Consider the following 24,096-nt stretch of genomic DNA (forward strand, 5'->3'; position numbering starts at 1 on the left):
GCACCCTCCCCGCAAGGTTCATCTCACGCAGGCCATCCCTCGTGATCATTCAAGTATATGCGCCTGTACGAGAAAATAACTTGAATCCTTGCAAAGGAGAACACGTTGCGCTATACCGCGGCTTTGGTATTTCGTATTATCGCACCTTCCAGCTCTTCCCTCCATCGAGGCTAAGAAGCAGTCTGGATCGGGATCCATCCAACGTTTCAACCAGCATCCAGCCTACCTCACTCGAAGCAAACTGCAGCTTGGATATGATCGGGTAGTTGTCCAAATTCTGAGCCAATACTTCATCCTCTTCAAAGGGCTCCCAGGTTTGACCCTTGTCCTCTGTAACATAAACGATGCCGTCCATAATGGCATAGCCCCGATTCATGCGATAAAAGAAAGGGGCGGCATTCCGGGTGCTGCTCTTACGAACCAACGGAAATTCAATCAGCTCCCACGACTTGCCCCCATCCTCGGAAAAATAGCCCAGATCGTGAAGCTGTTCTTCCATAAAGCATTGCAAGGGAACCCAAACCTTCTGCGCATTTCCTAAAAATACGGCCGAGCCGGGATAAAAGGTTTCGCACTCCGTCAGCGGTTCTTCCGAAAACACGCGGTCGACCGGACTCCAGGTTTCGCCTCCATCCCGGGTGATATACAGCGCTCCACCCCGGCGCTCTTTTACGGAAACTAATCCGGTATAGGCATTGGCATAGGACATGCCTGTCACGAAGCCGCTTCTTGGAAGTACAAAATCCGGTACTCGCGAAGCCGGATAGTTCCGGTTCTGCATAATCTCTGTCCAGGCCGTATCTTGTGGATCGAGACGGTACAGAATTTTCTCCTGGATACCCAGAATGGATTTAGGAGCCGTCATGACCCAGCCCTGATCAGAATCAAAGCTCAAGGCTGTAACCCGTCCGGTGTTCGGTAAAGACGAAAATCTCCACTCTCTTCCCCCGTCCACCGTTGTCAAAATCATCGTATCTCTCTGTCCCTGTCCATTCCGGACAATATAGCCATGCCGCTCATCGGTGAACACCAGATCGGTTCCATAGACAAGCTTGTCCATAAATTTCACATTGGAGGAGGGAGAGATGTCTACCCACGTTTCACCATAATCGTCTGTAATGTAGAGGCGCAGAGCCGTTCCATTGAGTCCCCAGGCCACTCCGGTTGCCTCGTCCAGCATATGAAAATCGGTTAAACGGGTTTGGATTTGATATTTATTTTTGGTTTCAGGAGGGTTTTTGGCAGTTTCCGGAGTGACCACTGTAAGAGTTTGTCCATCCTTGATGGACTCTTCTTCTTCCGGTTTTGTCATTGCGGGAAGGCTGTCTGCGGCCTCTGGAGCTTCTTGATCCGGGGTACATGCCGTGAACATCAAGATCATGAACCCGAGGATTCCCCAGCGCCTGAGCTGTATGGTGTAACCTTTCATCTCACCTGTCCTCCTCATTCTTGCCGTGTAAATGGACTCCTTTAGTCGGAGTCATTATAACATACCCGTCCGCTCTTTTCAGGACAAGGATGAAGTGGGATGAAGTTACAATATTGTAGCCATCCGCTTTTACACGCCGTTCGTGCATAACGCTCGGCAACGTTTGGAAGACTGATGACGTGCTGCATCCGCACCTGGACGGATACGCCACAACCATTAAGATCAGGAGGGTGAATATTGATGCCGAAACCGGATGACCGCAGTGATAACGTAGAACGCCTACAAGAAGCCGTGCAAAATACGATTGAGAATTTTCGGGAAACCAAGGACTACTTGTATGAGCATGGTGACGAAATATCAGCCTCCGAGAAAGAACAGCTGATGGAGAAAAACGAACGCCGTCAGAGAAGCATCGCGAGCTTCCGAAACGAAATTAAAGACGAGGCGGCGCAGCGGGAAGAAACCTGATTGGGGTCTAGATCAAACAAGCAGGAAGCCGACCTGGCTCCCTGCTTGTTTGATTTACATTTTGGTGAAGAGCAGCTTGATGCCGAGCGCCGCAAAAATAGCACTTCCAGCGGTTTGACTCCAAATCCCGAAGCTTGGCTTGCTGAGCAGCTGTTCGCTGAATGCACCCGCAAAATAAGCCAGTAGTCCAAAGATCAAGCCGCTGAGCACCAAGAAGATCACCCCGAGCATAATCAACTGCAGAGCCTCATTCCCATAGGAATAATTGACGAACTGAGGCAGAAACGTTAGAAAAAAGAGTGCCACCTTCGGATTCAGGACATTCATCATGAACCCTTTTAGAAGAAGCTGAAATCCACTTTGATTCTTGCCCTGCTTCCATTCAATGGGGTCCTTACGGTGTTTAAAGGACATGTACGCCAGATACAATAAATAACTAGCAGCGAGAATTTTAAACAGCGTAAATGCAAACGCAGAAGTTTTCAGAATCAGGGAGAGCCCCAAAGCAGCAGCTAAAGTATGAATGACATTGCCGAGACTAAGCCCGATGGCCGTCATGACGCCTGCTTTTTTGCCGCTGGTCAAGCCCTGGGTTACTGCAAAGATCAAATCAGGTCCAGGGACAAGGATCAACAGCACGGCAGCGCCGATAAAAAATAATAACGATGAAATTGTAATCATTTGTTCAATCCTTTCTATTGCGGAGGCTAATCTGCATCCCTTAGTATTAAGGTGACAAGTCGTTCCAATGCTTTCCACGCGTGTGTATACCTCAATCTTACTTTAAAGGAGACGGTAACATGAACACAACGACGTACAAGCCCACTCGAGTCGTAATTATCGGAGCGGGAGCGGTAGGAACTACGACAGCCTATACCCTTATGCTGCGCAAACGGGTATCCGAAATTGTTCTCATTGACGTGAATCATGAGAAGGCTGTCGGCGAAGCGCTGGATATGAATCACGGTCTTCCCTTCGTTGGCGGTGTAAAGATCTGGGCTGGGGATTACTCCGACTGTGCCGGCGCGGATATTATGATCGTTACGGCCGGCGCTGCTCAAAAGACTGGTGAAACCCGTCTGGACCTCCTTAAGAAGAACGCTGCCATCTTCAAAGACATTGTACATAATATTACGCAATATAATCAGGAAGGCATTCTTCTGATCGCTACTAATCCTGTTGATATTTTATCTTATGTGACCTTAAAATACAGCGGGTTCCCTGTTCACCGCGTGATCGGCTCGGGAACCTTGCTCGACAGCGCCAGATACCGTTATTTACTCGGCAAGCACAAGCAGATTGATCCCCGCAGCATTCATGCTCACATTATCGGCGAGCACGGAGATACGGAGGTTCCTGTATGGAGTCTTGCCAATGTCGCCGGTGCAGCGCTGGCCATTGAGGATGAGCACAAAGAACGTATTTTTGACAGCACGAAAAATGCAGCCTATGAGATTATCAACGCCAAAGGCGCCACCTTCTATGCCATTGCCTTGGCCCTTGATCGAATTGTCACCGCCATTCTGCAAAATCAAAGCGCCGTACTCAATGTGTCCACACTGCTGGATCAATATAATGGCGTATCCGATGTGTATCTGGGCGTGCCGTGTGTTGTAGACCGAACCGGCGTGCGGGAAGTGTTGGATCTTCCTCTGAGTGAAGAAGAAACCAAGCTGTTCCATCAATCTGCCGACAAGCTGAAGGCCGAGATTGCCAAGCTGAATCTGTAAATGTTAGGCGTCCATCTTATAAAAATGAGGTGGGCGTCTTTTTTTGCCGCAAATCATACGTGATGTGAGAATCTCGGAGTGAATCATAGCTATCCGTTCATTAGTTTACATAATAATTAATATGTATTAATTGGTTATACTAATGGGAAGCTGGATGTCGAGCTTGTCTACAGCCGCAGCTTTTTCTTTGTCAGTGACATGTGTATAGACCGTGGTCGTTTGAATGGAGGAGTGACCTAAAAGCTCCTGCACTGTTCTCAAATCGGCCCCTTTGCGCAGCAGCATGGTCGCGAAGGAGTGTCTCAGCTTATGACTGGAATACGCTATTCGCCGTTCTGCCGGTAAATGATGCTGAAAGCGGTCAAACGTTTCGGCGGCAATTTGCTGGATACATCGAACAGACAGCCGGCGTCCTTTTTGCGAGGTGAACATGGCGTCCTCCTTGATCCGGCGAGGCTCAATTCTGTCCTTCAAAGCACCTTCGAGCATCATAGCGACAGTCTCTGGTACCGGTATGGTCCTCCACTTACGTCCTTTACCGAATACGTTCAGTGACCGCTGCGAAGCTCTGTAATCGGCTAAATTCAGCGAATGCACCTCACCGATTCGAAGCCCCATATAAGCCATGAGCAGGAAGATCGCAATGTTCCGAGTCCGGTACTTCCCTTGCACCGATGCAAAAAAACGGGACAATTCCTGTTCGTCTAGATACATGGGTGTTTTGTTTTTTTCGGTTTTGGATTTTTTGACTCCGGCAGCAGGATTGTGAGTTGCAAGCTCCAGCTCCATCAGCGCTTTAAAAAAACAGGTCACAGCTGCATGCTTACGATTACGCGTGGCATCACTTACCCCTCTCTCCCTCACCGAGGATAAATACGACATGACATGAATCTTCTTCACTTGATGAATCTGTTTACCATTTAAAGCGTTCAAAAACTCCAGCAAGTCACTTATGTACGAACGAATCGTATATGAGGTATAGCCGGCATCTTTCATCCAGATCAAGAACCCCTCTAGTTCTTCTGCATATTGTTCTCTAACGTCTTGCTCTTCCTCCATGACAGAACCTCCTTGATGCTTTGAAATCCAGCAGAGCGATGATGAATCATCTGTTTATAAATGTATGACATAGATGATTATTACACTTATTGAGGTGGGACAAGGGTGCATTAGTCATTGAAAAATTGCTTAAAATCGAAACAGCGTATAATTTATATTATACGCTGTTTTTTAAAGAGAGTAAATCTTTGTTAGGAGTCTAGCCATGCTATGGCGCGAAGCGCTTTAAAACCTGTGAGTCGCTAGGGATTTAGGGACAGTGATCGGGGGAAGCAAGATCGCATTTTTTTGCCCTTCCCGATCTCTAAATTTTCGCATATAATGTAGTCATGGAATCTAGGAATCAAAGAAATTTACAGTTTTGAATAAAAGAAAGCAAGGAGGGTTAGACTCTGGCTATGAATCATAAGGATGTGTCTGCAATGGAATGGAGACGTGGCCGTGTTTCCGGAAAGCGCCAAGTCACAATACCACAAAAGCTTTTTGAGCAATTGGGTATTAAAGACGAAGTAGAATTTTCCGTAAAAGATCAATGTATTCTGATACGACCGGTTCGAGAAGATATGGGGAGTGACCATTTCTCCGACATGATCCTGGCTGATCTGATTCAAGAAGGTTACGAGGGCAAGGAACTGTTGGGCAAGTTTCGTGAGAAACAAACAGCCTTGCGCGGCGCTGTACAGCATTTGATTACGGAATCCGGAGATGCCGCTCGCCAATACAAAAAAGACAGCCAAACCGAAGAACTATTTACCGATGTTATGGGGGATTAGATGCTTCCAGTTACGTATCTACCTCCAGCAGCACGCTATTTTAAGAAACTCGTGGAAAAACCGCTAAAACGGCTATATTTTGAAGCTATCGAGGCCATCCGTAATGACCCTTCGGTTGGTTCCCCAAAGACCGGCGATCTACGAGGCTTATATGGTTACGACGTATTCTACCAAGGTAAGAACTATGAAATCGCCTACCGGCTGGAGGAAAACGACGAAGGCGAGATCATAGTTGTCATTCTCGCTGGTTCTCGCGAAAATTTCTACAACGAGTTGAAACGATATATGAAAAGCTGAATCAATAAAGCGCCGTGACCCAAAACGGTAGTCGCGGCGCTTTATTTGTCTTTTTTTGCAGCACACCTACCAGGACCGGGTCCTGCTGGATTCCGCATCCAAAATCCGAATGATACTTGAATACTGGAGGATTGATCCAGTGAAACACCGTTACTTCGCATTGAGCTTGTGCCTCATCATTCTAACCACATTGATACTCGGATGTGAGAAGGAGCGCCAAGGCCCACCTACGGATGTCCTTTCACAAAAGGAAGGGAAATATGTGTTGTGTATAGTTTCGAATTCAGTTGAATTCGATTTTGAAGTGAACAAAGTCGTTAATGCGGATAATGCACTTCTAAATGCAATAGATAAGGTAGTTGTGCATCACACCGAAGATGAAAGAGAGATGTGGCATAAGCTGGGCGTCAATGAATTCCCCAGCGTAGTGGTATTGGACTCCACAAAAATAGTATTTCAATCCACTGATCCTAGTATGCTGAACGATTTTGCCATAACTCATGGAAAGTAAGATCCCGAGTGCCAATCATCCGCCTCCCGTTAATAACGAAAATTACAAGGCAAAACAACTTTCAACATGCTGCCAGGGCGTGACGATACCATGAGAAAAGCCGTAAATCCCCCTTTAGGGTTTACGGCTTCTTAGCTACAACGATCATTCCGCCAGCTTGTTCTCTATTCGACAAGTCTGCAACCAAGCAATGACCAGGAGGTGTTCATATAGGGGTCACCTCACGAAACGGAAAAAATCGTACGCTAAGCAATTCATAACAGAAAAAACCGGACCCTTTACCCTACAAAGGAATCCGGTTTTCTTAATTCGGGGTAGCTAGAAATTAAACTAACGGTATCCGCAACAATCTAAGCTACTGGGCTGCGTTTCTTTCGTGGTCGATATTTAATGCGGATACAGCATTGGATCCGTGCACAGTTACACGGATGCATTCTGTATTGGGATAATACCAGCGTAACTGTCACAGACTGCAAACGTATGGAACCGAAATGGTAATTGTCACTATGCATTTTCACTGTACCACTATCAATTATCAATCAAAGTTCCGAATTTGTTTTCGCAATTGGAACTCTAATGACTTTTGAAGCTGGAACCTAATACTAACATTTACTCACAGATGTCTGCCCCTGGTGTCAGCTACGCTGGTACTGGGCCAGTTCCTCTATTAAATTCATTAATGCTGAAGCCATTTGACGAAACATTAATTCGTTTGATTGATTGGAGATATAATCTCAAACTCAACTTCTCCATTATTGTTTTTAGCATCCATATATGAATATCCTAAGTAATCTGACGTATTGAAGATCTTCGATGTTGATAGACGGTATTCAGACAGTTCACTTGTCTTGCCGGTCGTTAAATCAACGTCAAAGATTTGATACATCGAATACCGATAATAGAGATGGTTATCTCTAATAAATGGAGAATCTATTGTAAGGTCTTTATCTTTAGCTTCGATTACGTACCTGATTTCTCCTGTTTTTCTGTCCGCGACACTGAGTTTCCCTATCTCGCTCCATACAAACCACTTTTGATCAGCTGTGAAATCAACCATACCTTGTTGGCTTTGTCGTAATGTAATCGGCTTTGATTGATCATAGGGATAAAATACAATTTCATAGGATTTATCCGTTGTATCTCCTACGGTCTTGAATACTGATTGTTGAACAAGCATGCCATCAGGAACCGGTCGTTGAATGGCCATATAAATGCCTTTACGATGCTTTCCTTGCTCTTTCAGTTCACTTGTAGCCACTTTAACAAAATCATTAGTAATTGGTTTGTATAAAATTGCAGAACTGTATACAATGTGATCTTTGATCGTTTTTTCAATCCATGTGACTTGATCGTCGAACACCCTTAGAATGGGTGGCTCTATATTATCCTCACTAGCTCCAGAAAATAATGTCTTTTTCTGATTGGTTTTTAGGTCAAGAGATTTTATTTCCCAAGATTTATCTTTTTCTTGGTCTCTACTGTATTCCACCCAGAATAACTTATCTTCTACGCCAACTAATGAGTTAATGATTTCTTTGTTTGGTGTTTGATATATATTTTTAAGCTGCTTTGTGGTTAAGGAGAAGGTATCAATATAACTCGTTGCTTTTTCGCTGATATCTTTTTCAAATGCAATAAACGAATCGCTGATATAACTGGGAGCAACGAAGGTCGAGACAAAGCTTTCGCTCTTAAGTTTGTACTGTTGAACAGCTGGAGGAGAAGAAGCAGTCGCAGTTATAGATTGAGGTGGTTTCTTCTCCGCGATTTCTGAAGGTGTGGCCTGCTGGTTACTTGTAGGTTTATCATTTTTGTTAGCGATATTAATTGTAACGATTCCTGCTGCTATTATGACGACAGTGAGCATTATCACTATGTATTTCGATTTCTTCCGCTGCATTATTTTTCCCCTTCTTTCGACAAATAGAGGGGATCGCTCCCCTCCACATTGTCTATTGTTTAACGCTTACCAAAGAATCGCTTTACGGAAGTGTGCTTGGTTTGCGTTCCATACGCCATCGAACGGATGCCACACATTACCGAGTGTTACCCCTCGACAACGACAAGTTGCGTCTTTATTTTAGCATTGGTCGAGCGCTATTGGAAGCCAAGCAAAGCGGAGGTGATCCGTTTGCGGCCATCGAATCCATCTTGCCGTGGCAGGTTTTTACCGATAGCGTTACAGAAGCAGAAAAATTGGCTCAGCCCGTAGACTTCGACTATCTTCCGCTAATCGGCGACGGTTTCTCCCAGCTTCGTCGCTATACTCCAAGTCTTTTGGAATCGCTGCAACTCAAAGCTGCGCCAACCGCACGTGACATTCTCGAAGGAGTGGAATTGCTTAAGAGCATAAATCAACATCAGTTGCGTAAGGTGTCAGAGGATGCACCGACGAGTTTTGTTCGCAAGCGCTGGGAAAACGTTGTCCGCACAGAGGACGGCTTTGACCGTCGCTTCTACGAAATCTGCGTGTTGTCTGAGATGAAGAACTCTCTGCGCTCCGGTGATATTTGGGTGCAGGGATCACGCCAGTTCAAGGACTTCGAGGAGTATCTTTTACCGATACCACGCTTCACAAATCAACGTCAACGCCAAGAACTAGGCCTAGCCGTGGACACCGATTGTGAGCGCTTCCTTGAAGAGCGGCTGAAGATCCTAAATAGCGAATTGATCAAAACGGAACAGCTTGCTATGCAAAACGAGCTGCCAGATGCGGTCATTACAGACAGTGGACTCAATGGCATGGCTTTATTGCCTGCGTCTAGTCCGGAATAAGACAAAAACAAGCCGTGCCCAAATGGATACGGCTTGTTTTTACGTTTTTACCATATTAGACGTTACCCATGGGTGGTAATAGGATCAGGATTACTCTCACTTGAAGGATTTTTTATTCAGACTTGTAATTACCGTATTTATGCATACAGTTAGCACTTACAGTAACGCTGGAATCGTCAGCTAAGAAAGTGTCAAATCATTATTTAACGAGAAAAGAGAACTGCAAAATAAGAGACAAACACAACGAAGACCATTTAATTACATCTACTTTGCGGGTGGTGTCAGCTTCGCTGGTACTACCCCTATCCGGGAAGGTACAGTCTCTGCATCGTTGATTATGGAGAAATTAGGCTCATATGCAAGTCAGAACCGATTAGCAACGGCACTCCGAGAAATGGGGCGAATTGAAAAAACGATCTTCATTCTGAATTACCTCTCAAGCGAGGCGATGCGGCGAAGAATACATCGAGGATTGAATAAAGGGGAAGCCATGAATGAATTGGCCAGAGCGATCTTTGTTGGGAGGCGAGGGGAACTCCGGGAACGGGCGCTTCAAGACCAGCTTCAGCGGGCCAGCGCGTTAAACATTATCATCAATGCAATAAGCGTATGGAACACGGTTTATTTAACCCGAGTGACAGAATTTATGAGAGACAACAGACAATTGAACGAAGAACTTTTGAAGCACATTTCTCCGCTCGGATGGGAACACATCAATTTCTTGGGAGAATACAAGTTTGACATCAAGCAAATCAAGGCATTGAAGGGTTCACGTCCGTTAAAATCCCCGTCAAGCGAAGCGTAGCATCTAGCGAATATAAATTCCGGATTTCCTTAGCGTACGGGAAATCCGGGTTATTGGGAGAAATGATCGCTTAGCGTACGTTTTTCGCGTTTTGTTGGCGGGACCCCTTAATACATCTCGCCGGAAAACAATTGATTGACAAGCCCCCATATTAGTGTCAGTTTATTTGAACCTCAGCGCCTACTTAGGTTGAAACAACAATCTTAATTGCTTATTGCCAGTTGTGAATAAATACACAATCCCCTCCTTTTTACGTGAATTTAGATTCATCTGATTGATGGGTTTTTGTATAGTGACTAGAAAAGTTTATATTTACTATTATGAATTTTTCACATAATGAAATAATTTAATTAGGGCAGCTATAATAACAAAAAAACGGCTGAAGCAGCCGTTTCGACAGTTCAAAAAGTGTTTAATCTCGAGCGCGATAGTTGGTAGCCAGTAGCAGCATGGATGATATGAAAATCATAGCATAGGTCCAGATCCAAGCCATCGGCATATTTCCAGTGTCTACAGCGACGTAAATGGCTGTCGGTACCGTTTGAGTTTGACCAGGAATATTGCCGGCGATCATTAACGTTGCCCCGAATTCTCCAAGGCTGCGTGCAAAGCCTAGAATCCAGGCAGAGATTAGGGATGGCAGTACAAGCGGGAGCGTAATATGACGAAATACCTGCCATTCACTCGCCCCGATGGATCGACCGGCTTCTTCCAGATGGTGATCGACCGATCTGAAGCCTACCTTCATCGTCTGATACACAAGCGGGAAGGCAACGACGACCGAAGCTATGACTCCAGCCCACCATGTGAATATGATAGGTGAAGAAAATAAGGTTTCAATCCATTGCCCCATCCAGCTTTTTCGACCTAACAGCTTGAGCAGAATAAATCCCACCACTGTAGGAGGAAGAACCAGTGGCAGCATAAACACCGTTTCAATGATCACTCTTCCTCGGATGACAGGTCGGCGGGTCATCATCCAGGCAGCTGCCAGGCCTAGCAGAAGCACAGCGATACTGGAAAGCAAAGCGATCCGCATAGACAGTAACACAGGTGACCAGAATTCACCCCAACTCACTTGATTCAGTATCATTCTGCAACATCGAAGCCATAGGATTGAAATTGTAAAATGGCTTCATCTCCCCGGAGAAAATCGTATAGCTGTTGGGCTTGCTCTGTGTGCTTCGTCGCTTTCACAATGCCGATCGGATAGATTACAGCCGAATATGTAGAACGATCAGGCTTTAATGCAATAACAGCTTGATCGGTGGTTTGGGCATCGGATTGATAGACAAAACCAGCATCCACATTCCCTGTTTCTACATATTGAAGCACCTGCCTGACGTCCTTCGCTTGAATCATATGATCTTGTACATCCTCCCATAGACCCGCAGCCTGCAAGCTTTCTTTTGCATAGCGCCCCGCCGGTACACTCTCGGGTATGCCCAGGGCGATCTTGTTGATGTTCTCTCCCGCCAGGTCCTGAATCGTCTTAATCTCTCCTGCTCTCTCCGGGGCTGTGACAACAACGATCGAGTTACTTAATAACGGCGTCTGCTGATGTGGCTCTACAAGCTGCTGAGTGACTAGACTCTGCATTTCCTCAGAGGAGGCCGAAATAAACAAATCTACCGGTGCGCCCTCCTCAATCTGCTGACGCAGACTGCCGGATGACCCGAAATTGAACTGTAGCCGGATCTCCGGGTGGAATTCAATAAACGCCAGCTCCAGCTTTTCAAGAGCATCTCTCAGGCTGGATGCTGCGGATACTGTTAACGTTACTTTTTCCTTCGAGCCCCGCCCTTCTTCCCCACCGCAGCCGCTTAATAGAATGATAAATAGTGCAGCTAACTTGAGCCACAAATAAGGCTTTAAATATCGTGCGTTCATTCTCCTGATCACTCCTGAGGTCCGGTTGAAATTCTAAGTTTCACTTTAGCACATATTGTCGTTTATGAAAAAGCGGTCCGGCACGATTTTAGTATTTTATCAAACGAATGTTGACTTCGTACCTCAAGCATGGAACACTCATTGACACAATCTTTATTTTAAATTCTATTGTGAATTTTTCATATGTTGAAATTATTTAGTTTACATAATATTTATTATTTACTCAGATGTTGCTCATACGATAAAAATCAAAAAAAGCCCGGTAATTACGCCGGGCTGAGCACAATTTTCCCACCTACGATGGGATTAGTCGTTTTGTAGGCTTAGTGAATCAAAAGCTTGCTTCACGATGCTTCGCTCACTGATCTATGATCGAGCTATATTTGGCCAATCCAATCCTCGCTCGATATCTCTTTCCAGCGTGCGCGGATGGCTTCATAAGCAGGCTGACTCAAGGCAGAGCCACCCGCGAGCAGACTGGCATTCTGCTGCCAGCGATTTGGATTATTCGTTCCTACAATAGCAGTAGCTACACCCGGAACACTAAGCGTAAATTTTAACGCTTGTTCTACGTCTGAATCCGCATCCGTATCCTGAAGAAATTCATACTGCAGCTTCTTCAATCTCTCCCAATACGGAAACCCGTAATGATCCTTCTCCATCGTCTCGTGCTTCCAGGCTACGTTCGCAATCGGACGCTTGGCAATGATCCCCATGCCTCGTTGGGCTGCTACCGGAATGGTCAGCTCAATGGACTGCTGATCTGCAATATTAAGTGAGGTTTGAAAGCTGTCAAATACTCCACTCTGAACGGCAGCATAGGCGTCATCAGCATCTCCGCTGTAGCCGATGAATCGGGTTTTACCGGCCTCTTTAGCCCGCTGCAGCACTTCAATCACGTCACCTTGCCGCAATATTTCTGCAGAACAGCTATGCAGATGAATCACGTCCACATTATCTACCTGCAGCCGCTTTAAGCTGCGGTCGATCGTGCCTGCGAGTACCTTTGGATCCCAATTGTGACCGGCAATCCCATCGGCATGTCCACATTTCGTAAACAGATACGCTTCGCTTCTGCGTCCTTTCAAGGCTTGTCCGATCAGCTCCTCGCTGCTTCCATAGCATTCAGCCGTATCAATCATGTTTAGTCCCGCATCCAGCGCTGAGTGCAGCAGCCGATTCACCGTGGCTTGATCAGAATCCCGTATTTCCGAACCTCCAAAGCCGAGTATACTCACATTCATGCCTGTATTGCCAAAGGCTCTTCTTTCCATAATCCACACTCCTTCGTTTAAATGTCATTGTGATTCATGCTGATGGGTCTGGGTCTTATTCATTCTACGGCTCTGCAAATACTGCGAGGGGTTCCCGCTCTCCGGATCTCTCTCTTCTCGGTAGCTGCCGTTCGTATACGCATGAATGACTTTTCGCCAGAAGGCCTGAGCCGGGACATTGGATGCGACCTCCGTCACCTTCCAGCTTCCCTGCAAGCGGTCAAACAGCTCCTTCGCTGCCCAGGTGCCCAGCCCGCTCCGGCGATACTTTTTCATGACAAAAAACTCCGTCAGATAATAATCCGCCGCCGCGGTATTGATCCGTTCAACCAAGGCAAACCCGGCGGGCTGCTGCTGGTACGTGATAAGAAACGGAAATTTATCTCCCCGGCTTGTAAAAAACAGCTCCAAATCCGGATACGCACTATACATCCCCTCAGCATTAACGTCAAAATCCAGAAACTCCGTAAAATCGTAAAAATAAAACTGCATTAAATTGTGAATAATCTGTTTCTGCCTTGCTGGAAGCAGGCTCAGTCTCATATGAGCTTCAGATGCCGCTCTCATCAGGTTCACTGTCCCTTCGTCATAGAATACCAAGCCACTACACTTCTTCATTTCGCAGCCCCCTCATATCTGATATGATGAAGCTAGAAGCAACATATGTTCTCAGTGAAGGAAAGGAGTTTACACCTCCCATGAATATTCAAAAAGTCATCGACCGTACCAAGCTGGATGAAAAGGTCCCTTCCATGCCTTGGTTTGTGCAGCAGTTTATTGACTATAAGCTGCCTGATCTGTCTCCCTCCACGCTGCTTGAATATGTAAGAGATTATGAAACCTTTTTCAACTGGCTGCGGGCTGAAGGCCTCTCACTCAGTGAAGATAACCGCCATATCAAGCTGGAGGAGCTGGAAACGCTTCGAATGGAGGACGTTACGGGCTTTCGACTCTATTTGACGACCCGACGTGAAGGAACCAATTCAAGGATTACCGTATCCAGGAAGCTTTCGTCCCTGCGCTCCCTTTTTCACTATTTAAGTCAAATTGCGGAAGATGAAAACTTCTACCCCTTGCTCAAGCGCAACATTATGGCCAAAGTCGAAAACAAAAGAATACATAAGCCCAAGGACACCGCCGCTAAATTGAAAGGCAAAATTCTGGAGGAAGATGAGCTGATTGAATTCATCTCCTATATCCATGAAGGATATGCACTGGATGTTGCTGATAACAAACAAGCTCTGTTCGCCCACGGATTAAATTCAGAACGGGATGCCTGTATCGTCAGCCTGATTTTGAACTCGGGTCTGCGAGTGTCGGAGGTCGTCAATTTGAATGTTGATGATCTGGATCTTGGCAACAAAATGCTGCACGTCTACAGAAAAGGCAATAATGACGAAACCTTCAAATCTCCGGTCTATTTCCGCAACCAGGCCAAGGATGATTTGGAGCATTATATCGCTCTCAGACCTCATCGTTATCACGTGCCCAAGAAAGAAAAAGCACTGTTTGTCGCCATTCGTAACGGTCAGAAAGAAGGATCTCGAATGACCAAACGGGCGATTCAAGCGATGATCATTAAATACGCCAAGCGGTTTGGCAAGCCTTTCCTGACTGTGCACAAGCTGAGACACTCCTTTGCTACCGATTATTATCTCCAGAACGATATTTACAAAACCAAGGAGCAGCTTGGACACGCTTCAACGGAAACGACCGAGGTATACGCCCACCTGACCGACAAGACGATGTCCCAGGCTATTGAACGGCGCAATGACTCATCGGATTGAGAGCTGCGAATAGAGATGCTCAAAAATATGATTCCGGTCCTCCCGGCTAAACCAAGGTACCGTAGCTTCTGCTTCCTGCTGCAAGGCTTGCAGGCGCTGCGGTTCCTTTGCCATGTCCGGATGCACGACAACTGCGAGAATGTGGCTTAATCCCCCCACCAGGCTTACATCCTGAAAGCCGGAGAGCAGCACCAGCTTGGGATAGCACTCTTGCTTGAAGCCCTCGACTACAATCCAGTCGATGCAATCATCGACCTCGCCTATGAGCTCCTCCAGCTCCATTGGACGCTGTCTGAGGACTGCCATACGAAATGGTGAGGAGATCAGTGCTGCCTCGGCGCCAGACTCTATGAAACTTGAGGTGTCTGTGCCCGTGTGGTCCATCTGAAAATCATGACCATCATGCTTGATGACCGCCACTCTGTGGCCTCTCTGCTTCAACCAGGGAATTAGAGAAGAGATCAAGGTGGTTTTGCCGCTATTCTTATACCCTGTAATTTGAAGGATGACCTGACCGCTCAATGCAGAGCTCCCGGCAGCAGCAGGACGTTCACCTCTGTTCCCTCAGAGGCCCCCTTCAGCTCTGGAGGAATAATGATCAAGCATGAGCTGTCCTTGATCGTCACCATGACGCTGGATTCATCCAGCTGTGCGGGATAGGCCACGACTTGTCCGTCCGATACCTCCAGGGTACCTCTGACAAAGCGAGTAAAGTTGTTCACTTTTGTATAGGCTCGGCCCAGTTTTGCGCTCCAGCTTGGGAGCCGCAGCTTGTCCTTAGGCATGCCGAGCATTTTGCGAATGGCCGGCCGTACAAAGAGCAGGAAGCCGACATAACAGGCACCCGGATTGCCGGAAAGAGCAAATAGCAGGCGTCCGTCCTGTACCGCAGCTGTAGTAACACTGCCGGGCCGCATGGCCACCTTGTTAAACAGCATATCCATCGAACCGCTTCGCACCAGATCCCCCATAATATCATAATCTCCGACAGAAACGCCTCCTGTCGTCACGACCAGGTCGTAAGCCTTCAAGGCTTCTTCGACCTTTGCCTTTGCCAGCTCGATGTCGTCAGGAATCGCGTCCATGACCACCGGCTCGGCGCCCGCCTCTACAATTTGAGCCGCGAGCATGTAGGTGTTGCTATTGCGGATTTTCCCCGGCTCCAAAGGGTCTGTAATATCCAGAAGCTCACTCCCTGTGGAGAAAATACCCACGACCGGCTTGCGGTACACATTCACCTGATGGACTCCGAAGGTGGCGAGTACTGACAGCTCTCCAGGACCAATCAGCCGGCCTGGTTTGAGGAGAACCTCACCGGAAGGAATCTCAAAGCCGATGGGCGTAATATGCTGTCCGCTTGCGGCTGGCTTTTTCACAGTGACCAGCTTCTTGCCGTTCTCCACGCGTTGCTCTGTCACCTCCAGCATAACTACAGCGTCAGCCCCTTCCGGAACCTGGGCTCCGGTCATAATTCTGGCCGCTGTCCCTGCGGTTATTGCCTCCTTCGGCACCGCTCCGCAGGGCACATCGTCAATGACCTCCAGCCACGGTAATTCTCCGTCATCCGGTACTGTGTCTTGTGCCCGAACCGCATACCCGTCCATGCCGGATCTTCGAAAAGCGGGGTAGTCATGAGGTGCCTGTACCGTTTCCGCTAGGGTTCTCCCGTCACTGGTTACCGTCGAAATCAATTCTGTGTGCCCTGCTGCTACATGAGATAATACCAATTCCTGTGCTGCAGGAACCTGCAGCGCTTTACGTGTAAACCGATCTGTACTCAATGCTTCGTGCCTCCCTCTGCTGTTCATCCTACTACTGTTATATCCTCTTTAGCCCTCAAAGTGCAAACCGTTTCTCCTCACTAATAGGTTTCCGTAAACAAAAAAGCCGCTCCGAAAGATCCGCAGATCTTTACAGAACAGCCTCTTTGAGCTAGCCTTTGCCGGGGTCAAGCTGGGCGCTTCTCATGTATACCGCTTTCGATAGTCCAATGCTGATCTCGTACAGCAGAAACAGCGGCACGATCACAATGAGATCGGACATGATATCTGGCGGTGTGATGGTTACAGCGATAATACAGAGTAGAAAATAAGCCATTTTCCGTGATTTGGACAGCCTCTCGGGGTTCAGAATTCCCAGCTTCGTCAGAAAGACGATGACGACCGGCATCTCGAACAGTACACCGAAGGGCACGGTCATATGCACCAGAAAGGTGAAATACTTCTGCGCGGTATACATCGTTTCAAAGCTTCCCGCAGCCATCCCCTTCATAAACTCATAGACCATGGGAAAAAGCACGAAATACCCGAAGCTGATTCCCAGCACAAACTGCACACTGATCAGCGGAATGAAGACTTGAGCAGCACGCCGGCCGTGATCCGGAAGGGCTGGCTGCACAAACCTCCAGATCTGGTAGGCTGCGATGGGAAGCGTCACCACCAGTGCCGCCACTGCCGCAATGACCATATACACCCAGATCACATCCGAGGGACCGAGCAGGATCAGCTTCTGATCCAGATCCCGGACCAGCCAGGCATACATCGGCTTGACACCGATCAAGGCAGCGGCCATGGATACCAGGAACGCAGTGAACACGGTGATTAAACGCCGGCGCAGCTCCTCCAGATGCTGGATCGCATTTTGCGCATTGGGATCAGCTCTGCGGTTTAGAGACCGTTGCAGCAGATGCTTGATCATTCTTCGTATTCTCCTCTTCATCCCCGTTCACCAATCCGCGCGTAGCCCCTTTAAACTCGCTCAGTGTCCGTCCGAATGCCCGGCCGAGCTCTGGCAGCTTGGAGGGTCCGAAAATAATCAACGCGATGATCAGGATCAATATAAGACCACCGACTCCAATATTTCCAAATGGCATATTATAGCTCCTTTCTCTTCTATGGATGAGTGCCTGTCCTACTGCAGCTTGAAGCCGCTAATTGCGACCACACCGCAGCGTGCCATATTCTCGCCACGGCGATGAGGCCAGGTGCTGGTCGGATTGCTCAGGTCTTGTGTCGTTTCTCCCGGATGCTGAATGGAAAGGAACAGCGTCTGCTCGTCCGGTGTGAAATAAGGGCCGGTCAGCTCGGATTCTACAGGACCTGAAGCAAATTGCATGGCTTTGCCTTGATCCGGACCGCTGGTTGGAATGACGAACATGCCATTGTTCTTAAAGGACTTATGTACGCCTTTATTCTGGCTGCTGCTCGAAATATCGGTAACGACCCACAGATCACCGTTGGAATCAAAAGCGAGGTTGTCCGGCGCGCTGAAGCCGGATTGGCGTCCGCCGGCAGCAAAAATTTCAAAATCAAACTCCATGGCGCCGAGATCATTCCCTGCTTCAAAAATACGTGTGATATGGCCGTGAATATTGCCATGGCTGTCATTGTTCGTATGACAGATGAACACGGTGTTATCAAATGGTGAAATCTCGATATCCTCCGGACGGTCTGTCGGTGTTCCACCCACCAGCTTGGCAGCCTCCTGGCAGTATGTAACCACGTCGCCCTGGGATTTGAACTTGTTCTTAAGGCTTGGATCCTTAGCCGCAGCCTTGCTCACTTCTGCAAGCGTAATAGGGAGCCACTTACCACTCTTCAGATTAGCCACATACAGCGTTCCGTCTTCCAGCAATGCAGAGTTGCCGCGGCCCTTGCTCTTATCGTACTTGTTCTTGCTAATAAATTTGTACACACAAGCGTCCTTTTTGTCATCGCCCATATAAACGACAACCCGGCCGTCTGCTGCAAGGCCCATGGCGGTATTCTCGTGGTTAAAGCGGCCCAGTGCGGTATGCTTTCTGAGATAGGATTTGTCAAACGGATCAACCTCAACAACCCAGCCGTAATGAGTATCCGGAAGCTTGGATACAGCAGCGGTACCTTCAAAGTTCTCTTCGCATGAAAGCACGGTATTCCACAGCGTCACCCCGCCGGAGCAGTTTGCAAACGTACCTTGAACGGATGTAGCTCCCTTAAGCGCTGGGATCCCCTTGGCCGGACCGGTCAGCTGGAAAGGAGTGAAGCCGTTAATACGGCGTGCGTAGGACGAACGGGTATCCATTTTCCAGACACCATTTTCATCACGGTACACCTCAATGACAGACATGCCGAGGTAATACAAATTTTTCTGAATTTGATCTGCGGTCATTTTTTCGTCCTTCACCGGACCGATGGAGAAAATGGTGGAGTACTCATGATTCGTTACGAGCAATCCGCGCACGTTCGAGCCCTTCAGCGGGAAAAAGGCATTGTAGTCGCAGCCAGAGCCGAATTTCTCGCCGGCCGAGTTGATGACATCGTCAAAAGCGGCTACAACGTCATATTTGAAGTTTTTAGGAAGTACCAATTCATCAACATCCGTAGGCTCAATGGGATTGAAGTATCCGCTAACCTTGTTGGTTTTGAACCCGAATAGGTGATCGGCGGTTCCGGTCATCGCTGATGCTTTTCCTTCCAGCAGTCCCAGGCCGGCAGATGCTGCCGCCAATGCGGCAGTTCCAGTACCCAGGTAAGAAAGAAATGTTTTACGATCCATCGTTTTATTCAAGTGCTCCACCCCTTGTCCAATTGTTCATACATTCCTAGCATAATGATGAATTGTTACGTAAATATTATGTCTTTTGTCGGAATTGTAAAAATAATGTAATAAAAAGAGACCGCCTGATGCGGAGGTGATCGCATCAGACGGTCCCGTCAAGAACCTTATCTTCGGCCGCGGCGGCCGATTTTGCCGGAACCGAAGCTCGTTTTGGGCTTCGTATAGGAACGCTTAGGCGGAGAGAACAGACCTCCTCCGCTGCTGCCGCTGCTTTTGTCGCGGCTGATCGTGCCCTTACTGCTATTATCAGAAGGGCGCTTGAAAATGCTGCCGCTTGACCCTACTGAATCCTGACCTCGGCGCGTAATCTTTCCGCTTCGGTCAGAGGTTAAGGGCGGAGCCAGCTTCTTATCATCAGCGGTTGGTACCTTATAGGTACCGGCTTTGGGCTGGTACACCTCCCGGCTTGTATATCCCCGGTAGCCGCCCCCCCGTCCATCCAGAGCATCAAACAGATTGCCGATCAGCACAGCCGTCAAATACCCTTGCAGAAAGCTAGAATCATAATTCTGCCTTACATATTCTCTGGAGCTGATCTCTACCAGCGTGTCCTCCGGCTTTTCAGGGTCCTGCTGCAAATGATAGATATCATCTCCATAGACCAGGAACATCCGCTCGGTGTCGTCCTTCGACATTTCATCCGGCGCGGTATCTGCCGCAAGCTCCTGGGCGACGATGGGAACACTCTTATTCTCTGCCCGGTACACATAGGAGGACGCATTGTCCATCCGGTTGACCGATTCCAGCGGATAGCTGGATTTCACATCTGGCGGCGTCCCGCAGCCGCTGAGAATCGACACGAGAAAGCTGAGAACCAGCAATAATTTAACAAACAGCATTGAGCGTTGCTTCATTTAACCACTCCTAGGTTGCCCGGATGACCTTAACATCTCCCGGTATGACTTTCTCCCCTTCGTAGAGCATAAACCTTCCATTCTGCCATTCCACACGAACCAGTCGGTAGTCATCAGACTGATGCTGCCAGACGTGCTGCTCGCCATTTTGAGTAAACGGGGTCCGGCCGGCAAGCGTAACCATTCCGCCGTACTCTTCCTCCAAATGATACATCCTGTCATCCAGCTCAATCGTGGTCGGAACCTCATGCGGGTTATCCAATCGCCCATCAATCGGCTCATACAGTCTATACTGGAGCGTTTCGCGCTCTTCAATCTGCAAATACATGGTCGTATTGCCGTCCTGCAGGGTGAGCATCACTGCATTTCTGCCGCGATTATGTACGCGGCCTGTCACCTCGTAAGTCACGAGAGAAACCTCGCATATATCTCCCGGCGACAGCTCCAGCATGCTTTTCTCCCGCTTCGGCGGCTCGGGCTTGGTCATTAGATTGCGGATTCGTTTCCATACACTCATGATAAGCGGCTCCTATCGTTCATAAATATCTTTACAGGCAGGCTGTAATAATTAATGCTCCTACAATATGGAGCGAGCCTGCAAATAATCCATAGCCCGTCTTGCCCTGCTGAGTGCCCAGATCCAGATTGATGCCACCCAGCAGCTTGAGCATCCACTCCGTCAGCCGCTCCACAATAAAGAGAATGATAAAAGAGACGACCGACACGACAATGGCTTCCACCAGATCCGGTGAGGTCTGAATCGATACAGAAAGAATATAGCCCTGTGCAAACAGCTTCATGATCAGCCTGGCTGTCACGGCCATATTCCCTTTCTTCACTTCCTCGAGATCCTTGTATTTCGTAAACAGCGAATCTACATACATCAGGATAAACAGCAGCAGCGCGCCAACCCCGGTCCAAATGCTGATTCCTAAGATCATTTCAAAAGTCATACTCAACCTCCGTCATAATAGGCTTGTAACCTCATGGAAAACGGAGGAAAAGCTCGCATCCAGCGCTCATTCTCCTCCGTTATGATCCATAGATCCGCCGCTGTTCCAGCAGCGGCTTACTGCTATTCGTTCTTGTTCTCGTATTGCTTCATCAGCGCTGCCAGCTCGTCTTCAACGGCCTTATCCTTGCCCAGCGCTTCAAACTCATCATCCAGCGACTTCTCTTTGGCGTTCAGCTCATTGCCCGCCTCGGCACGTGCCTCCATCTGAAGCATTTTCTCTTCCATGCGCTTCAGCCCTGATGATGCGGAGTCACTGCTGAAGCCGTTCATCGCTTTGTTAATTTCGGTTTGAGCTTTCGCTGCATTATAACGGGCAACCAGGGTCTCGCGCTTGTTCTTCATCGCGGTCAGCTGCTTGCGCATTTCGTCCAGCTTGGCACGCAGGTTATCGGCGGCAGCCTTGTTCTGATCATAGCTTGCCTTGTATTCATCCCGCTTGGCTTCAGCCGTCTTCTTCTCCTCCAGCGCCCGGCGCGCCAGATCCACGTTCTGTGCCTGTGCTGCAGTATGAGCCTGCTGCGTACGCTTCTCGGCCAGCGCCTGCTGCTCTTCGAACAGAGCCTTAAAGCGCTTCTCAATCGCGATCTGTGCTGCTACGGCCTTCTCGGCATCCTCCAGGTCTTCTGTCATATCCCGAATGTATTGATCCGTCAGCTTGATGGGATCCTCGGCCTTATCGATCATCGCATTGATATTGGACATGGTCAGATCACGCAGTCTTTTGAAAATGGACATGGTATTGTTCCTCCTGAAATTTTCTTATTAGTAGGTTCACTTGCTAAATGAATACGCAGCAGGCTGCGCATGGTTTCACGAAAATGCACGAGAATTCATTATTTTTTGGGAAAGCCACGCTCGTAGGCTTTAGGCACCTTCTGTTCACCCTGCAGTGCATGGGAGGCATGCAGCGCCCAGTACGGGTCGTTTAGCATCCCCCGGCCTACGGCTACCAGATCCGCTTTACCGGACAATACCACCTCCTGCGCCGCCTGATATTCATCAAGCAGCCCGACGGCGATCACTGGCACCTGCAGCTTCTGCTTCAATGCAGAGGCCATCTCCACCTGGTACCCCGGCACCGCCTTCGGCCCTCCGTCGGAGCCAATGGGACCCTCTCCTCCGGAAGTCACATGAAAGAGATCAACTCCCGCAGCCTTGTACCTTTGACATATTTCTGCGCAGTAATCCAAGCCATAGCCGCCATCCACATATTCCATTGCAGACACCCGCATCATAATCGGCATGCCGGCAGGCACAACTTCTTTGACCGCTTGAACTACGCGCTCACCGAAGAGAGCGTAATTCTGTCCGTATTCATCCTCGCGCTCGTTGCTAAGCGGCGAATGAAACTGATGGATCAAGTATCCGTGGGCACCGTGTATTTCCACCGTATCAAAGCCCGCTTCCACCGCCCGTCTGGCCCCCTCCCGAAAAGAGTTGATCACGTTCTCAATGTCCTCAGCTGACATCGCTGCAGGCATTTTATAGGTGGAGCTAAACGGAATATTGGAAGGAGCTGCTGGCGGATCCGCATCCTGCGCCTTTCGTCCCGCATGACCGAGTTGAATTCCGATCTTGGTGCCATAGGTATGAACACTTTCCACAATCCTGCGATATGCCGGAATATGCTCATCACTCCATATACCGGTATCCCGATTCGTAATTCGGCCGTCCGGCTCGACTGCCGTCATTTCTACGATAATGAGACCCGTTCCACCGACAGCACGGCTGACATAATGGACGAAATGCCAGTCATTAGGCTTGCCATCCTCCGCCTGAACGGAATATTGACACATGGGAGGCATGACGATCCGGTTTTTTAACGTTAAATTATGAAAGCTATATGGTGTAAATAAGTCAGCCACAACATTCATTCCTTCCGTGCTTAAATAGTTCACGCTCCTTTATTATACACCCTTTAAACCAGGCATCCAAAACGCTGGAATGCTTTAATATTCATCCCCATAGCATATTTTCACCGCTGCCAGGGAATACCATAAAAAAATAAAAAGGAGCGGAGTCTTGTGAAATACACTGCCTTCATCAGCAGATGTCTGATGCTCCTGGTCATGTTGCTGATGTCATCACCGGAAGCTGCTATGGCTTCCAGCAGCATGGACACCAACCCGCGGAGCGGACGGTCAGATCCTCTGACCTTAAGTCAGTTGATCAAAAAGTATCCGGACACCTTTCGTACTAAGGGGCTCTCTTCACAGCAAATCGCTTTAACTTTTGATGATGTGCCTGATCCGCGCTTCACCCCGCAGGTGCTGGATGCCTTGAAAGAGCATGGCGTCAAAGCGACCTTCTTCGTGGTCGGCAGCCGGGCCGAAAAGCATCCCGAGCTTGTTCTTCGAATGAAGCAGGAAGGGCATGCCATCGGCAACCATTCATACAATCACGCTCAGTTCGGCAAGCTGAGCCTGGCCCAATTTCAGGATCAGATTCAACGTACGAATGAGATCATTCAGAAGATTACTGGCGAGGCCACCTTGCTCATTCGTCCCCCTTACGGCGATATTACTGAAGAACAGCTGCTTTGGGCACGTAAGCACCAATACAAGATTGTAAATTGGAACGTGGACTCCCTGGACTGGAAAGGGCTCGGCAAAGATGAGGTGAAGAGCAATGTATTGTCAGCAGCCGGTCCGGGGGCCATCGTGCTGCAGCATGCAGGCGGAGGAACCGGCTCAGATTTGAGTGGAACGATTGAGGCTTTGCCGGAGATTATTACCGAGCTTCGCAGCCAAGGCTATGAGTTTGTTACCTTACCTGAGCTATTGTCTTTGTCTGAGCCGCGTTGAACCGAACCGATCTGCGCCTCATAACA

The 24,096-nt window shown here is 48.3% G+C and carries 26 protein-coding genes and 1 pseudogene; 9 read left to right on the top strand and 18 right to left on the bottom strand.

The window, feature by feature from the left end; all coding sequences use genetic code 11:
* Positions 1 to 136: 136 nt before the first annotated feature.
* Positions 137 to 1,429: a sialidase family protein gene (locus JJQ72_RS03110; RefSeq protein ID WP_208202727.1), complete on the bottom strand. Its 1,293-nt coding sequence runs from the start codon at positions 1,427 to 1,429 to the stop codon at positions 137 to 139.
* 234 nt (positions 1,430 to 1,663) lie between these two features.
* Between JJQ72_RS03110 and tlp the strand changes: the two genes are divergently transcribed.
* Entirely contained in the window at positions 1,664 to 1,897 is a 234-nt protein-coding gene (gene tlp, locus JJQ72_RS03115; protein ID WP_175415413.1) for a small acid-soluble spore protein Tlp, read from the top strand.
* A 54-nt stretch (positions 1,898 to 1,951) separates the two neighbouring features.
* Here tlp and JJQ72_RS03120 read toward each other — a convergent pair whose 3' ends face one another.
* Positions 1,952 to 2,578: a LysE family translocator gene (locus JJQ72_RS03120; protein ID WP_208202728.1), complete on the bottom strand. Its 627-nt coding sequence runs from the start codon at positions 2,576 to 2,578 to the stop codon at positions 1,952 to 1,954.
* A gap of 119 nt (positions 2,579 to 2,697) precedes the next feature.
* On the opposite strand from JJQ72_RS03120, the gene JJQ72_RS03125 reads away from it, so the two are divergent.
* Positions 2,698 to 3,627, top strand: a complete 930-nt coding sequence (locus JJQ72_RS03125; protein ID WP_208202729.1) for an L-lactate dehydrogenase — start codon at positions 2,698 to 2,700, stop codon at positions 3,625 to 3,627.
* Positions 3,628 to 3,753: 126 nt separating this feature from the next.
* Here JJQ72_RS03125 and JJQ72_RS03130 read toward each other — a convergent pair whose 3' ends face one another.
* Positions 3,754 to 4,686, bottom strand: coding sequence for a tyrosine-type recombinase/integrase (locus JJQ72_RS03130; protein ID WP_208202730.1), 933 nt, complete (start codon positions 4,684 to 4,686; stop codon positions 3,754 to 3,756).
* Positions 4,687 to 5,084: 398 nt separating this feature from the next.
* Between JJQ72_RS03130 and JJQ72_RS03135 the strand changes: the two genes are divergently transcribed.
* From JJQ72_RS03135 to JJQ72_RS03145, 3 genes are all read left to right on the top strand, one after another.
* The gene (locus JJQ72_RS03135; protein WP_208202731.1) at positions 5,085 to 5,459 is read left to right on the top strand and encodes an AbrB/MazE/SpoVT family DNA-binding domain-containing protein; all 375 of its coding nucleotides are present in this window, start codon (positions 5,085 to 5,087) and stop codon (positions 5,457 to 5,459) included.
* Positions 5,460 to 5,756, top strand: a complete 297-nt coding sequence (locus JJQ72_RS03140) for a type II toxin-antitoxin system RelE/ParE family toxin (RefSeq protein WP_138225796.1) — start codon at positions 5,460 to 5,462, stop codon at positions 5,754 to 5,756.
* Positions 5,757 to 5,895: 139 nt separating this feature from the next.
* On the top strand, positions 5,896 to 6,267 hold the full coding sequence (locus JJQ72_RS03145) for a hypothetical protein (RefSeq protein WP_208202733.1): 372 nt from the start codon (positions 5,896 to 5,898) through the stop codon (positions 6,265 to 6,267).
* 703 nt (positions 6,268 to 6,970) lie between these two features.
* Here JJQ72_RS03145 and JJQ72_RS03150 read toward each other — a convergent pair.
* The gene (locus tag JJQ72_RS03150) at positions 6,971 to 8,167 is read right to left on the bottom strand and encodes a hypothetical protein (protein ID WP_208202734.1); all 1,197 of its coding nucleotides are present in this window, start codon (positions 8,165 to 8,167) and stop codon (positions 6,971 to 6,973) included.
* Between the two features lie 200 nt (positions 8,168 to 8,367).
* Here JJQ72_RS03150 and JJQ72_RS03155 point away from each other — a divergent pair, with 200 nt between their 5' ends.
* Both JJQ72_RS03155 and JJQ72_RS03160 read left to right on the top strand, forming a co-directional pair.
* Entirely contained in the window at positions 8,368 to 9,042 is a 675-nt protein-coding gene (locus tag JJQ72_RS03155; protein WP_208202735.1) for a hypothetical protein, read from the top strand.
* A gap of 304 nt (positions 9,043 to 9,346) precedes the next feature.
* Positions 9,347 to 9,847: pseudogene (locus JJQ72_RS03160) on the top strand (Tn3 family transposase); the annotation flags it as partial.
* A 412-nt stretch (positions 9,848 to 10,259) separates the two neighbouring features.
* Here JJQ72_RS03160 and modB read toward each other — a convergent pair.
* The 4 genes from modB to JJQ72_RS03180 form a co-directional block, all read right to left on the bottom strand.
* The gene (modB, locus tag JJQ72_RS03165; protein ID WP_208202736.1) at positions 10,260 to 10,940 is read right to left on the bottom strand and encodes a molybdate ABC transporter permease subunit; all 681 of its coding nucleotides are present in this window, start codon (positions 10,938 to 10,940) and stop codon (positions 10,260 to 10,262) included.
* Positions 10,937 to 11,737: a molybdate ABC transporter substrate-binding protein gene (gene modA, locus JJQ72_RS03170; RefSeq protein ID WP_208202738.1), complete on the bottom strand. Its 801-nt coding sequence runs from the start codon at positions 11,735 to 11,737 to the stop codon at positions 10,937 to 10,939. The genes modB and modA overlap by 4 nt, the downstream gene beginning before the upstream one ends.
* A gap of 377 nt (positions 11,738 to 12,114) precedes the next feature.
* A complete protein-coding gene (locus JJQ72_RS03175; protein WP_208202739.1) occupies positions 12,115 to 13,011 on the bottom strand; it encodes an aldo/keto reductase in 897 nt (298 codons plus the stop codon).
* 24 nt (positions 13,012 to 13,035) lie between these two features.
* Positions 13,036 to 13,578 carry a GNAT family N-acetyltransferase gene (locus JJQ72_RS03180; protein WP_208202869.1) on the bottom strand — a complete coding sequence of 181 codons (543 nt, stop codon included), beginning with the start codon at positions 13,576 to 13,578 and terminating at the stop codon, positions 13,036 to 13,038.
* A 131-nt stretch (positions 13,579 to 13,709) separates the two neighbouring features.
* On the opposite strand from JJQ72_RS03180, the gene xerS reads away from it, so the two are divergent.
* The gene (xerS, locus tag JJQ72_RS03185; protein WP_208202741.1) at positions 13,710 to 14,798 is read left to right on the top strand and encodes a tyrosine recombinase XerS; all 1,089 of its coding nucleotides are present in this window, start codon (positions 13,710 to 13,712) and stop codon (positions 14,796 to 14,798) included.
* Here the strand turns inward: xerS and mobB are convergent.
* The 10 genes from mobB to JJQ72_RS03235 form a co-directional block, all read right to left on the bottom strand.
* Positions 14,787 to 15,320 (bottom strand): molybdopterin-guanine dinucleotide biosynthesis protein B, encoded by a 534-nt coding sequence (gene mobB, locus JJQ72_RS03190; RefSeq protein ID WP_208202742.1) that lies wholly within the window; start codon positions 15,318 to 15,320, stop codon positions 14,787 to 14,789. The two genes, xerS and mobB, sit on opposite strands and share 12 nt — an antisense overlap.
* Complete coding sequence (locus tag JJQ72_RS03195) at positions 15,317 to 16,606, bottom strand: molybdopterin molybdotransferase MoeA (protein ID WP_208202743.1); 1,290 nt, start codon at positions 16,604 to 16,606, stop codon at positions 15,317 to 15,319. The genes mobB and JJQ72_RS03195 overlap by 4 nt, the downstream gene beginning before the upstream one ends.
* A gap of 124 nt (positions 16,607 to 16,730) precedes the next feature.
* A complete protein-coding gene (gene tatC / locus JJQ72_RS03200) occupies positions 16,731 to 17,495 on the bottom strand; it encodes a twin-arginine translocase subunit TatC (protein WP_208202745.1) in 765 nt (254 codons plus the stop codon).
* Positions 17,452 to 17,670: a twin-arginine translocase TatA/TatE family subunit gene (tatA, locus tag JJQ72_RS03205; RefSeq protein WP_138225786.1), complete on the bottom strand. Its 219-nt coding sequence runs from the start codon at positions 17,668 to 17,670 to the stop codon at positions 17,452 to 17,454. The genes tatC and tatA overlap by 44 nt, the downstream gene beginning before the upstream one ends.
* Before the next feature lie 38 nt (positions 17,671 to 17,708).
* Complete coding sequence (locus JJQ72_RS03210; RefSeq protein ID WP_208202870.1) at positions 17,709 to 19,334, bottom strand: PhoX family protein; 1,626 nt, start codon at positions 19,332 to 19,334, stop codon at positions 17,709 to 17,711.
* 167 nt (positions 19,335 to 19,501) lie between these two features.
* Entirely contained in the window at positions 19,502 to 20,251 is a 750-nt protein-coding gene (locus JJQ72_RS03215; RefSeq protein ID WP_208202746.1) for a DUF4247 domain-containing protein, read from the bottom strand.
* 10 nt (positions 20,252 to 20,261) lie between these two features.
* Positions 20,262 to 20,768 carry a DUF4178 domain-containing protein gene (locus JJQ72_RS03220; protein WP_138225784.1) on the bottom strand — a complete coding sequence of 169 codons (507 nt, stop codon included), beginning with the start codon at positions 20,766 to 20,768 and terminating at the stop codon, positions 20,262 to 20,264.
* Between the two features lie 31 nt (positions 20,769 to 20,799).
* The gene (locus JJQ72_RS03225; RefSeq protein ID WP_138225783.1) at positions 20,800 to 21,204 is read right to left on the bottom strand and encodes a DUF350 domain-containing protein; all 405 of its coding nucleotides are present in this window, start codon (positions 21,202 to 21,204) and stop codon (positions 20,800 to 20,802) included.
* A gap of 122 nt (positions 21,205 to 21,326) precedes the next feature.
* Positions 21,327 to 22,001 carry a PspA/IM30 family protein gene (locus JJQ72_RS03230; protein ID WP_138225782.1) on the bottom strand — a complete coding sequence of 225 codons (675 nt, stop codon included), beginning with the start codon at positions 21,999 to 22,001 and terminating at the stop codon, positions 21,327 to 21,329.
* Positions 22,002 to 22,099: 98 nt separating this feature from the next.
* Entirely contained in the window at positions 22,100 to 23,131 is a 1,032-nt protein-coding gene (locus JJQ72_RS03235; RefSeq protein WP_208202871.1) for an NADH:flavin oxidoreductase/NADH oxidase, read from the bottom strand.
* 234 nt (positions 23,132 to 23,365) lie between these two features.
* Here JJQ72_RS03235 and JJQ72_RS03240 point away from each other — a divergent pair, with 234 nt between their 5' ends.
* The gene (locus tag JJQ72_RS03240) at positions 23,366 to 24,070 is read left to right on the top strand and encodes a polysaccharide deacetylase family protein (protein WP_243895859.1); all 705 of its coding nucleotides are present in this window, start codon (positions 23,366 to 23,368) and stop codon (positions 24,068 to 24,070) included.
* Positions 24,071 to 24,096: the final 26 nt, after the last annotated feature.

It is taken from the genome of Paenibacillus sp. F411, assembly GCF_017582705.1.
Taxonomy (GTDB): Bacteria; Bacillota; Bacilli; order Paenibacillales; family Paenibacillaceae; genus Paenibacillus_AQ; species Paenibacillus_AQ algicola.

Excerpts from the sequence above, each read along its gene's own strand:
- JJQ72_RS03110 (WP_208202727.1), bottom strand. The coding sequence starts at position 1,429 with ATGAAAGGTTACACCATACAGCTCAGGCGCTGGGGAATCCTCGGGTTC.
- JJQ72_RS03120 (WP_208202728.1), bottom strand. The coding sequence starts at position 2,578 with ATGATTACAATTTCATCGTTATTATTTTTTATCGGCGCTGCCGTGCTG.
- JJQ72_RS03125 (WP_208202729.1), top strand. The coding sequence starts at position 2,698 with ATGAACACAACGACGTACAAGCCCACTCGAGTCGTAATTATCGGAGCG.
- JJQ72_RS03130 (WP_208202730.1), bottom strand. The coding sequence starts at position 4,686 with ATGGAGGAAGAGCAAGACGTTAGAGAACAATATGCAGAAGAACTAGAG.
- JJQ72_RS03135 (WP_208202731.1), top strand. The coding sequence starts at position 5,085 with ATGAATCATAAGGATGTGTCTGCAATGGAATGGAGACGTGGCCGTGTT.
- JJQ72_RS03140 (WP_138225796.1), top strand. The coding sequence starts at position 5,460 with ATGCTTCCAGTTACGTATCTACCTCCAGCAGCACGCTATTTTAAGAAA.
- JJQ72_RS03150 (WP_208202734.1), bottom strand. The coding sequence starts at position 8,167 with ATGCAGCGGAAGAAATCGAAATACATAGTGATAATGCTCACTGTCGTC.
- modB (WP_208202736.1), bottom strand. The coding sequence starts at position 10,940 with ATGATACTGAATCAAGTGAGTTGGGGTGAATTCTGGTCACCTGTGTTA.
- modA (WP_208202738.1), bottom strand. The coding sequence starts at position 11,737 with ATGAACGCACGATATTTAAAGCCTTATTTGTGGCTCAAGTTAGCTGCA.
- JJQ72_RS03175 (WP_208202739.1), bottom strand. The coding sequence starts at position 13,011 with ATGGAAAGAAGAGCCTTTGGCAATACAGGCATGAATGTGAGTATACTC.
- JJQ72_RS03180 (WP_208202869.1), bottom strand. The coding sequence starts at position 13,578 with ATGAGAGCGGCATCTGAAGCTCATATGAGACTGAGCCTGCTTCCAGCA.
- xerS (WP_208202741.1), top strand. The coding sequence starts at position 13,710 with ATGAATATTCAAAAAGTCATCGACCGTACCAAGCTGGATGAAAAGGTC.
- JJQ72_RS03195 (WP_208202743.1), bottom strand. The coding sequence starts at position 16,606 with ATGAACAGCAGAGGGAGGCACGAAGCATTGAGTACAGATCGGTTTACA.
- tatC (WP_208202745.1), bottom strand. The coding sequence starts at position 17,495 with ATGATCAAGCATCTGCTGCAACGGTCTCTAAACCGCAGAGCTGATCCC.
- tatA (WP_138225786.1), bottom strand. The coding sequence starts at position 17,670 with ATGCCATTTGGAAATATTGGAGTCGGTGGTCTTATATTGATCCTGATC.
- JJQ72_RS03210 (WP_208202870.1), bottom strand. The coding sequence starts at position 19,334 with ATGGATCGTAAAACATTTCTTTCTTACCTGGGTACTGGAACTGCCGCA.
- JJQ72_RS03215 (WP_208202746.1), bottom strand. The coding sequence starts at position 20,251 with ATGAAGCAACGCTCAATGCTGTTTGTTAAATTATTGCTGGTTCTCAGC.
- JJQ72_RS03220 (WP_138225784.1), bottom strand. The coding sequence starts at position 20,768 with ATGAGTGTATGGAAACGAATCCGCAATCTAATGACCAAGCCCGAGCCG.
- JJQ72_RS03225 (WP_138225783.1), bottom strand. The coding sequence starts at position 21,204 with ATGACTTTTGAAATGATCTTAGGAATCAGCATTTGGACCGGGGTTGGC.
- JJQ72_RS03230 (WP_138225782.1), bottom strand. The coding sequence starts at position 22,001 with ATGTCCATTTTCAAAAGACTGCGTGATCTGACCATGTCCAATATCAAT.
- JJQ72_RS03240 (WP_243895859.1), top strand. The coding sequence starts at position 23,366 with ATGGCTTCCAGCAGCATGGACACCAACCCGCGGAGCGGACGGTCAGAT.